Origin of the sequence: Nonomuraea sp. NPDC049784, assembly GCF_040659615.1 — a bacterium.
Classification (GTDB): domain Bacteria; phylum Actinomycetota; class Actinomycetes; order Streptosporangiales; family Streptosporangiaceae; genus Nonomuraea.
In genome coordinates, this window is sequence record NZ_JBFAMX010000377.1 from 1 (window position 1) to 9,910 (window position 9,910).

General features: G+C 68.8%; 9 protein-coding genes. 6 read left to right on the forward strand and 3 right to left on the reverse strand.

All coding sequences use genetic code 11. The features are described from left to right. Positions 1–222: 222 nt before the first annotated feature. The gene (locus tag AB0J09_RS43745) at positions 223–2,658 is read left to right on the forward strand and encodes a SpoIIE family protein phosphatase (protein ID WP_360704909.1); all 2,436 of its coding nucleotides are present in this window, start codon (positions 223–225) and stop codon (positions 2,656–2,658) included. Here the strand turns inward: AB0J09_RS43745 and AB0J09_RS43750 are convergent. From AB0J09_RS43750 to AB0J09_RS43760, 3 genes are all read right to left on the reverse strand, one after another. Continuing rightward, positions 2,648–3,592 carry an aldose epimerase family protein gene (locus AB0J09_RS43750; RefSeq protein ID WP_360704912.1) on the reverse strand — a complete coding sequence of 315 codons (945 nt, stop codon included), beginning with the start codon at positions 3,590–3,592 and terminating at the stop codon, positions 2,648–2,650. The two genes, AB0J09_RS43745 and AB0J09_RS43750, sit on opposite strands and share 11 nt — an antisense overlap. Further along, entirely contained in the window at positions 3,589–4,551 is a 963-nt protein-coding gene (locus AB0J09_RS43755; protein WP_360704914.1) for a LacI family DNA-binding transcriptional regulator, read from the reverse strand. Before AB0J09_RS43755 ends, AB0J09_RS43750 begins: the two co-directional genes overlap by 4 nt. A gap of 301 nt (positions 4,552–4,852) precedes the next feature. Next, complete coding sequence (locus tag AB0J09_RS43760; RefSeq protein ID WP_360704917.1) at positions 4,853–5,647, reverse strand: NAD(P)-dependent oxidoreductase; 795 nt, start codon at positions 5,645–5,647, stop codon at positions 4,853–4,855. Between the two features lie 136 nt (positions 5,648–5,783). On the opposite strand from AB0J09_RS43760, the gene AB0J09_RS43765 reads away from it, so the two are divergent. The 5 genes from AB0J09_RS43765 to AB0J09_RS43785 form a co-directional block, all read left to right on the forward strand. Further along, the gene (locus AB0J09_RS43765) at positions 5,784–7,091 is read left to right on the forward strand and encodes a sugar ABC transporter substrate-binding protein (protein WP_360704920.1); all 1,308 of its coding nucleotides are present in this window, start codon (positions 5,784–5,786) and stop codon (positions 7,089–7,091) included. Next, on the forward strand, positions 7,088–8,017 hold the full coding sequence (locus AB0J09_RS43770) for a sugar ABC transporter permease (RefSeq protein WP_360704923.1): 930 nt from the start codon (positions 7,088–7,090) through the stop codon (positions 8,015–8,017). Before AB0J09_RS43765 ends, AB0J09_RS43770 begins: the two co-directional genes overlap by 4 nt. After that, on the forward strand, positions 8,014–8,874 hold the full coding sequence (locus AB0J09_RS43775; RefSeq protein ID WP_360704926.1) for a carbohydrate ABC transporter permease: 861 nt from the start codon (positions 8,014–8,016) through the stop codon (positions 8,872–8,874). Before AB0J09_RS43770 ends, AB0J09_RS43775 begins: the two co-directional genes overlap by 4 nt. Positions 8,875–8,935: 61 nt before the next feature. Further along, the gene (locus tag AB0J09_RS43780) at positions 8,936–9,703 is read left to right on the forward strand and encodes an IclR family transcriptional regulator (protein WP_360704929.1); all 768 of its coding nucleotides are present in this window, start codon (positions 8,936–8,938) and stop codon (positions 9,701–9,703) included. A 12-nt stretch (positions 9,704–9,715) separates the two neighbouring features. Next, positions 9,716–9,910, forward strand: a 195-nt coding sequence (locus tag AB0J09_RS43785) for a dihydrodipicolinate synthase family protein (protein ID WP_360704932.1), incomplete at its 3' end; no start/stop codon positions are given.

Sequence of the window (9,910 nt, forward strand, 5' to 3'; positions counted from 1 at the left end):
GCGATGCGGACGTTCCTGGCCGCGCTGGGCGAGCGCGGCGGCGCGGAGCGACTCCTACTGGCCAACGGCCTCACCAAGGCCCACACCGACCGTCTCAGGGCCGCGCTCCTGCCTTGACCTGCCCGAGCACGGGCTTCTTCACAACCGGGGGTATGGACGGCACCGGTCTGCCACTCTGAGAGTGACCGAACAGCCACTTCGAGTGATGTTCTAGGACGCAGAGTGGACACGACCAGGGTGTCGAGCACCGCCTTCGACGGGACCCCCCATGCCCCGGCACACGCGCGCAGGTTCGTCCGCCAAGTGCTCGGCGAATGGCACCTGAGCCATCTGGCCGAGGACGCCGTGCTGCTGACCAGCGAACTCGTCACCAACGCCGTCGTACACGCGGGCACCGGCATCGAGCTGACCTGCCGCCTGGACCTGGACGCCGACCCCGCGAAACTGGAGATCGAGGTCGACGACCACCACCCGGCGCGGACGATCCTGGCGGCCGAACCCGCTCCCGAGTCGACGCGCACCTCGGGGCGCGGCCTCGCGCTCGCCGGCATGCTGGCCGACGCCTGGGGCGTCACCTACACCAGGACCGCCAAGCGCGTCTGGGTGCGCATGGAGCTCGCCGACCGCTACGACGCGCAGGAGGCCGCGCCGGCGCCGCCCTGCCCCGTTCCCATCGAGACGCTGCACGTCGGCGTCATCGTCGCCGACCGCGACGGGCTGGTGCAGTCGTGGAACCCGGAGGCGGAGCAGTTGCTCGGCTGGCGGGCCGACCAGGCGATCGGCCGCCCGCTGGAGAAGCTGGTGGCCTGGCGGGGCCACGGGCCGTACACGCTGTCGCTGGCCGACACGCTCAACCTGGGCCGCTGGCGGGGCGAGGCACGCATGCGGCACAGGGACGGCGGCCTGGTCCCCGTCTACGTCTCCCACCTGCGCACCAGGGGGCAGCGATGCCTGATCTGGATGGTGGTGGGGCGCGACCACGGCTACGTGCTGACGCCGCCGCCCGCTCCGCCACTGCGCAGGGAGGCCGGCCGGCGCATCCTGGACCTGCTCGACCGGGACATGCCGTTCGCGGAGCTGCTCGACACGATCGCCCAGATCGTGCAGATGTCCAGCGGCGGCGACGCCGCCTACGTGCTGCTGTCCGCGGACGGCGGCAACAGGTTCGGCGTGGCGGCGGGCGCCGGCGCGACGGCCGGCCTCGTGGGGGTGCTGGCCCCCGGCGTCTTCGGCGCGGAGCGCAGGACGCCTACCTTGATAGAGGACCTGCTCGCCGTGGACGTCGAGCTGGCCCAGCAGCTGCGCGCCCGGTCGCTGGCGTGCGCGCCGCTGCTCGTGAACGGCGAGCCGGCGGGCTACCTGGTGGTGACGGCCGCGCAGCCGGACCGCTTCGACGGGGAGCTCACGGTCAGCCTCCAGCACATCGCCGGCCAGGTGGCCGTCCCGGTGCAGCGCGAGCGGCTGGCCGAGCAGGACCGCGCGCACCGGGGACGGCTGTCGTTCCTGGCCGAGGCGGGCGAGCTGCTGGCGGGCGTGCACGACGAGGAGCTGATCGCGGCGCTGACCGCGCAGCTCGTCGTGCCCAAGATCGCCACCTGGGCGGCCGTCTACCTGACCGACCTGGCGGGCATGACCCGGCTCGCGCACGTCTGGCACAGCGAGGAGCGCCACAATTCCGACCTGCGCAAGTCGCTGCCCGCCATCCCGCGCACCGCGCTCGACGAGGTGACCTGGCCGGTGGGGCCGGAGACCGTGCTGTCGTTCCCGCTGCTCACCCAGGGAAGGTCGTACGGCGCGCTGGTGATCGGCCGCGCAGAGCCGACGCTGCCGTTGGAGGTGGCGGACCTGCTGGCGGATCTGTGCCGCCTGGTCGCCCTCAACCTGCACACCGCCATGCTGTACGCCAGGCAGGCCACCACCTCGCGGGTGCTGCAGCGCAGCCTGCTGCCCATGCGCGTGGCGCCCATGCCGGGCCTGGAGTCGGCGGTCGTCTACGAGCCCGCCGGAGAGGGCACGGACGTCGGAGGCGACTTCTACGACCTGTTCACGGTGGCCGACCACTGGTGCTTCGCGCTGGGCGACGTCTGCGGCTGCGGCCCGGAGGCGGCCGCCGTCACCGGGCTGGCCCGCCACGCCGTACGCCTGCTGGCCAAGGAGCACTACACGGTGGCCGACATCTTCGACCGGCTCAACCACGCGCTGCTGGAGGAGGGCGAGGAGGGCAGGTTCCTCAGCCTGCTGTGCGGCGAGCTGACCCCGCTCCCGCAGGGCGGCGCGCTGTGCACGATCGCCTCGGCCGGCCATCCCCCGCCTCTCCTGCTGCGGACGGACGGCAGGGTCGAGGCGATGGCGGCCCCACAGCTGCTGCTGGGCATCGAGGCCGGCGCCAGGTTCTACGTCGAGACGTTCGAGCTGGCGCCGGAGGAGTTACTGCTGTGCGTCACCGACGGGGTGACCGAGCGGCGCGACGGCGACCGGCTGCTCGACGACGGCGACGGGCTGGCCACGCTGCTGTCCGGCTGCACAGGGCTGAGCGCCCACGCGGTGGCCGAACGCGTGCGGAACGCGGTCGAGACGTTCGCCGAGCGGCCGTCGCAGGACGACATGGCCCTGCTGGTGATCAAGGCCTCCGCCGCCCTGCGCCCGTTCAGGACGTGAAGCGGTAGGTCGTCGTCGAGGTGCGGCGCTCGCCCGGCCTCAGCACGGTGGAGGGGAACTGCGGCTGGTTGGGCGAGTCGGGGAAGTGCTGCGTCTCCAGGCACAGCCCGGCGAAGGGCCCGTACGGCGTCGCCGCCCCGTCCAGCATGTGCCCCGTGTAGAACTGCACACCCGGCTCGGTCGTCGTGACCTCCATGGTCAGCCCGCCGCCCGTCACCTTGCCGCCTCCGCTGTTCAGCACGAAGCAGTGGTCGTATTCGCCGTCGTTCCGCTCTGCCACGGCGTGCGGCTCGGTGAAGTCGAACGGCGTGCCCTTGACCGGCATGAGCTCCCCCGTGGGGATCTTGTGCTCGTCCACCGGCAGGTAGTGCTCGGCGTCCAGCTGCACGACGTGGTCCCGTACGTCGCCCTCGCTCTCGCCCTTGAGGTTGAAGTAGGAGTGGTTGGTCAGGTTGACCACGGTCGGCGCGTCGGTCTCCATCGCGTAGTCGATGCGGAGCGCGTCATCCTCGAGCGTGTACGTGACCCAGGCCGTCAGGGTGCCCGGGTAGCCCTGGTCGCCATCGGGGCTGATCAGCTTCAGCGTCACCGACCCGTCGGTGCGTTCCTCGATGGTCCACACCTCCTTGTCGAAGCCCTCGATGCCGCCGTGCAGGCTGGCGGCGCCGTTGTTGAGTGGAAGCCGGTACTCGACGCCGTCCAGGGTGAAGCGGCCGTTCGCGATGCGGTTGCCGTACCGGCCGACGACCGCGCCGAAGTAGCGGCTGCGGGTCTGGTAGTCCTCCAGCGTGTCCAGCCCGAGCACGACGTTGCGGCCCGACACCTCCAGTGAGCGCACGATGGCGCCGTACGTGAGCACCTCGGCGCGCAGCCGTCCCGACGACAGCTCCACCTGCTCGACGCTCTCACCCGACGGCAGCGTTCCGAAGATCATTTTTGGGCCCTTCCCGTGGACTCGCGGACTATGAGGGCGGTGTCGAGGGTCACTGTCGCGCCCTCGCCCCCCGACTGGAGCAGCAGGTCGACGGCCATCCTCCCGGCGGCCACGGCCGGCATGGCCACAGTGGTCAGCTTGGGCCGGTTGAGCCGTCCCGGGAGAATGTCGTCGAACCCGACGACACTTATCTTGTCTGGTACCCCGATCTCCATCTCCGCCAGCCCCTCGATGAGGCCGAGGGCGACGAGGTCGTTGTACGCGAGCACCGCGGTCGCCCCGCAGGCCGCCACGTCCGCGGCCACCGCCAGACCGCCCGACTCCGTTGGCTGGTTGGGTCCGAAGAAGACGAGGTCGAGCCCGGCGGTCTCGGCGGCGGCACCCTGCATCTCGTTGCTGGTCCACGAGCCGAGGGGGCCCGACACGAGCGCGATCCTGCGGTGGCCGAGCCCGGCCAGGTGCTCCAGCGCGAGCTTGGCGCCCTGGGCGACGTTCATCAGCACGGCGGGCATGCCCTTGATCCGCCGGTTGATCACCACGAAGGGCACGTCCTCCGCCAGGCGCTCGATCATCTTGTTCGACAGGCGGGGGCTGCACAGCAGGACGCCGTCCACCTGCTTGGTGAACGTCCTGATCAGCTCCTCCTCGACCCGCGGGTCCTCGTCGGTGTCGGCCACGAAGACGTGGTAGTCGCGGCCTCTGGCCTGCGCCTGGGCCGCCTTGATGAGCGGAGGGAAGAACGGGTTGGAGATGTCCGCCACGATCAGGCCCATGTTGAACGTGCGCCCGGTGGTGAGAGCCCTGGCCGCGCGGTTGGGGCGGTAGCCGAGGTCGTCGGCGGCGGCCAGCACGCGGCTCCTGGTGGCAGGATTGACCAGGTGCGGCGCGGAGAAGGTACGGGACACGGTGGACACGTGCACGCCGCAGGCGCGCGCCACGTCCTTGATCGTCGCCGCCATCGCCGTCCTCCCTTGCAAACGGTTGCCAGAACAAGCCTTGACCTTTGCCCCTAACGCCGTCAAGGTTCTTGCAACCGGTTGCCAGTGCTCCCCGTCGTGCGCGCCGTTCGTGTGCGATTCATGAATCGCCTGGTCAAGAGAGGTATGACCAGCCGTCACAGCACCGCGCCTGATGCGGCCGCATCACGAGGGCAGCAGTGCACCACGACGTCGCGCTCGGCGCGGGAGGTGGCGGGCGCGCACGACATCCCACGCCGCAGCGCGCGCCTCCGCGCCGGCGCCCACCACCGGCGGTGGGGCGTTACCAGCGGCCGCCCAGTTCCTTGAGGGTGAACACACCTCCGGCGCGGTTGTGCAGCGGCTCGGAAAGGTCCGGCTCCCCCTGCTCGGCGATGAGCGCCGCGGCCTGGGGGTCGGAGGAGTCGCGGGAGACGTACCCGATGGACTCGGCCTCCTCCAGCGACCACCATCGCCGCGCGTTGTCCGAGACGCCCCAGACCACGTGGTACCCGGGCGCGGTCAGCGCCGCCTCGATCAAGCGGGTCAGGTCGTCAGGCGAGATCCAGGTGGCCAGCCCCCGCGTGTCGCCGGAGGCCTCGTTGCAGGTGCCGAGCCGGACGACGGTCACGTTCATGCCGAACCGGTCGTGGTAGAGGCTCCCGAGCGCCTCCATGACGACCTTGCTCACTCCGTAAAAGGTGTCGGGCCGGGGGAAGGCGTAGTCGGGCAAGTCGGAGCCGTCGGCGGGGCGGGTGTGGAAGCCGGCCGCGTGGTGGCTGCCCATGAGCACCAGCTGCTGGACGCCCTCCTGGCGAGCCGCCTCCAGAAGCACTTGCGTTCCATTGATGTTGGCCTGCACTATGTCGGCCCAGGGATGCTCCCGGCTCTGGCCGCCGAGATGGATCACCGCGTCCACGCCCTTCATCGCCTCGGCCACCGCGGCCGGGTCGGCGAGGTCCGCCGTCACCCACTCCTCACCGGGGCCCGGCTCGACCGGGTGGATGTCGGAAAGCCGCAGCGTGCGGCCGTCGCGGGCGAGCCGTGGGCGGAGCAGCGCGCCGACTTTTCCAGCGGCTCCGGTCATAAGAATGCGCATGCATCCATGATGTACACGATTCTGACCGAAATTCACATCCTTGAATATTGACCGTGAACCATGTCACTAGTTACGTTCACAGGCACGAGTTCAAGTCCACGACTCAAGTCCACGTATGTGAACGGGAGGCGGTCTGATGTCACGTCGTCTGCTCGGGGTCGCGGTCACAGCGACCCTGGCCGTAACGCTGACAGGCTGCGGTTCCGGGGGATCAGGTTCAGACAACGCGCTGGAGATCTGGATCAGGCAGGCGCCCGATTCCGACTCCGCCAAGACGGCGGTGAAACTCGCCGACGCATTCACCAAGGCCAGCGGGGTGAAGACGAAAGTCGTCGCGCTATTCGACGACTTCGAGACCAAGCTGAATCAGCAGGCCGCCCAGAAGCAGCTTCCCGACATCGTCATCAACGACACCGCCCAGCTCGGCAACATGCACTCGCAGGGCTGGCTGCGCGAAGTCGACAAGGCCTCGCTCGCCGGCGGCGACAAGCTGGCCGACCGCGCGTGGGTGGCCGCCGCGGGCAGCGATGGCAAGTATTACGGCGCTCCGTTCTCCGCCCAGTCGTTCGCGCTGATCGTACGGAAGGACTGGCGCGAGAAGGTCGGCATGGAGCCGCCCCAGAGCTGGGAGGACCTGGCCAAGTTAGCGCAGGCGTTCACGGAGAAGGACCCCGACGGCAACGGCAAGGCCGACACGGCGGGCTTCGTCATCCCCGCGGGCACCAAGCGCGGCTACGCCTCCTGGTACGCCTCCTCCCTCATCTACGCCAACGGCGGCGACTTCATCAAGAGCACCGGCGGCGGCCACTTCCAGTCCACGGTCAACGACCCGAAGACCGTGGAGGCCGTCCAGTACCTCCAGGACCAGTTCTGCAAGACCAAGACCGTCAACCCGGGCGCGGTCAGCAACGACACGACCGTCACGCATGAGGTCTTCGAGAAGGGACAGGGCGGCATCTACCTGGTCGGCCCGTACGTGCTCGCCCGGTTCGTCAAGAGCATCGGCACCGACAAGATCGAGGTCCTGCCCCTGCCCAAGGGTCCGTCCGGCGGCCCCGGCACGCTCGGCGAGGGCGAGAACGTCTACATGATGGCCGGCTCCGACCAGCAGGACGCGCAGAAGAAGTTCGCCGAGTTCGCGATCTCCCCTGAGGGCCAGAAGATCGGCATGAACAAGGACGCCAACGGCGCCATCGTCCGCCTGCCCGTCAACACCCAGGTCGACATGGCCGGCGAGCGGCAGGACCCGCGCTGGAAGGTGTTCCAGGACGCCTACGCCAACGCCGTCTACGCACCGCCGGTCCCGAACTGGGCGCCGATCCGCCAGGACTCCGCCGACTCCATCAACGCGGTCTGGGCCGACTGCTCCGCGAACGTCAAGACGTCGATGGACCAGCTGAACACCAAGCTCACACAGGAACTCCAGAGCCAGAAAGCGTCATGACCTCCACACTCACCCAGGCGCCTGGCCGCACGGCGAGCCCCCATCGCCGCACCAAACGGGTGCGGTGGCGGGGGCAGCTGATCGCCTGGCTGTTCCTGGCGCCCGCGCTGCTGCTGTTCCTGTACTTCAAGTTCATCCCGATGTTCGTGGGCCTGTGGAAGAGCTTCTTCAAGGTCCAGACGTTCCTCGGTGACGAATGGCTCGGCCTGGAGAACTACAAGACGATCATCAGCGACTCCGACTTCGCCGCGGCCATCTGGCACAGCATCCTGCTGGCGCTGGGCACCACGGTCGGCTCGCTCGTGCTGGGCCTGGGATTCGCGCTGCTCATCGAGGGGCCCGCCCGGTATCTGTGGTTCATCCGCACCGCGGCCTTCCTGCCGGTCGTCACCACGATGGCGGCCGTGGCCGAGGTGTGGCGGATCATGTTCCACCCCGCCGACAGCGGGATGCTCAACACGATCATCGGCTGGGTCGGCATCGATCCCCAGCCGTGGCTGGCCAGCGAGCACTCCTCGCTCTGGTCGATCATGCTGATGAGCATCTGGCGCGGCACCCCGTACGACATGATGATCTTCCTGGCGGGGCTGGTCGGCGTCGACCGCACGCTCTACGAGGCGGCGGCCGTGGACGGCGCCTCCACCTGGCATCGGCTGCGGCACATCACGCTGCCCGCCCTGCGGCCGGTGTTCTGGATCCTGTTCACGCTGGCCGCCATTCGCGGGCTGCGGGTCTTCGTCGAGGTGTACGTCCTGACGAACGGTGGTCCGAACGGGTCGTCAGAGGTGCTGATGACCTTGATCTACAAGCTCGGATTCCAGAAGAACGATCTGGGTGTGGCCTCGGCGGGCGGCATCGTGCTGTTCCTGGCCACGCTGGCGCTCACCTTGATCGCGCAAATGTTGCGCAGGAGGCAGGCGACATGAGGTTCGACAGCGCTCTGGGGTTGGAGTCGCGCAAGGGTCCCGTGGCCGTCACCGGAAAAGTCCTGATTTATGGCTTTATGGTGGTGGTTTTCACCGGGCCGCTGGTCGGGCTGCTGGTGAGCGCGTTCAGCAAGACTCTCGACCCCACCTCCTTCTCCCTGTGGCCGGACGAATTCACCCTGGAGAACTTCATCCAGGCCAAGGAGAAGAACGTCTACCTCTACCTGCTGAACTCCTTCATCGTCGTGGGCTTCGGCCTGCTGCTGCAGATGCTCGTGAGTGTCTTCGCCGCGTACTCGCTGGCACGCAAGAAGTTCCGCGGGATGACGATCGTGCTACTGCTCATGCTCACCACGATGATGCTGCCGGAGGAGATCATCGCGATCCCCCTCTCGCTCGTCCTGTCGGACATGCCGCTGCTGCACGTGAACCTCATCGGCACGTACGCGGGCATGATCCTGCCGGTCGGCGCCTGGGGCTTCTCCATCCTGGTCATGACCGAGTTCATGAAGGAAGTGCCGGTCGAACTGGAGGAGGCCGCGCGCATCGACGGCGCGGGCGAGCTGCGGATCTTCGCCACCATCATCGTGCCGCTGTGCCGTCCCGCACTCGGCGTGATCGGGGTCTTCGGCTTCACCATGATCTGGGACCAGTACCTGCTGCCCCTGATCGTCGCGCCGGAGTCGAGCATGTGGACACTGCCCATCGCGCTGCGCTCGCTCCGCTCCGACGAGGAGGTGGGGATCGGCGTTCTGCTGGCGGCCTCGCTGCTGGCGCTGCTGCCGTCGATCATCGCGTTCCTCGCCTTCCAGCGGCAGTTCATGCGAGGTCTGACAAGCGGCGCCATCAAGGGTTAAGCGTCCATGTATCTGGACGCTATCCCATATTCTGGATGTCCGAAGCCGCAGTCGAGATGGGATGAGTATGGAGCCCCAGCTGGTCAAGTCCGCGGAGCGGACGGTACGCATCCTCGAGGCCCTGGCCGAGTCGCACAACAACCTGACGCTGTCGGAGCTCCAGCAGCGCACCGGCTTCCCGCGGAGCAGTCTGCACGCCCTCATGCGGACGCTGGTCGAGCTCAACTGGGTGGAGACCGACTCGGGCAGGTCGGCGTTCGGCATCGGGCCGCACGCGCTGCTGACCGGCACCGCGTACCTCGACAAGGATCCCGCGCTGCCGTTCGCGCAGGAGACCCTGGAGGACCTGCGGGCAGAGATCGGGCAGACCGCCCATTTCGCCCGCCGGGACGGCGCGCACGTGCTCTACCTGGCCACCCGCGAGTCGCGTGAGGCCGACCACGTGATCCCTCGGGTGGGCCGGCGACTGCCCGCCCACGTCACGGCGCTCGGGCAGGTGCTGCTGGCCCAGCTCACGGACGACGAGGTAGTGGCGCTGCTGCCCGACCCGCTGCCGGGGATGACCGATCACACGATCACCGATCTGAACAAGCTGACGGGCGAGCTCGACCAGGTCCGCACCCGGGGCTGGGCATACGAACGAGAGCAGGGCACGCCCGGCCTTGCCTGCGTGGCCGTGGCGGTCGACTACCGCATCCCGGCCACCGACGCGATCAGCTGCGCCATGCCCGCGAGGCTCGGACCCGCTGAGACCGAGCAGATCACCGAGGCAGTGATCAAACACACCCGCAAGCTGGCTGCCACTCTTCGCAGGGAGGGCATCCGCTAGAAAGGACTGTCGATGCGGCTAGATGGTGTTCTCTTCTTCCCGGTCACTCCCTTCGACGCCGATGGCGACCTCGCCGAACCCGCTCTGGCCCGGCACGTCGCCGACGGGGTCGCGGCGGGGGCGGGAGGAGTGTTCACCGCGTGCGGCACCGGTGAGTTCAGCGCCCTCGACCTCGACGAATACACCCGCGTGGTGTCCACCTCGGTC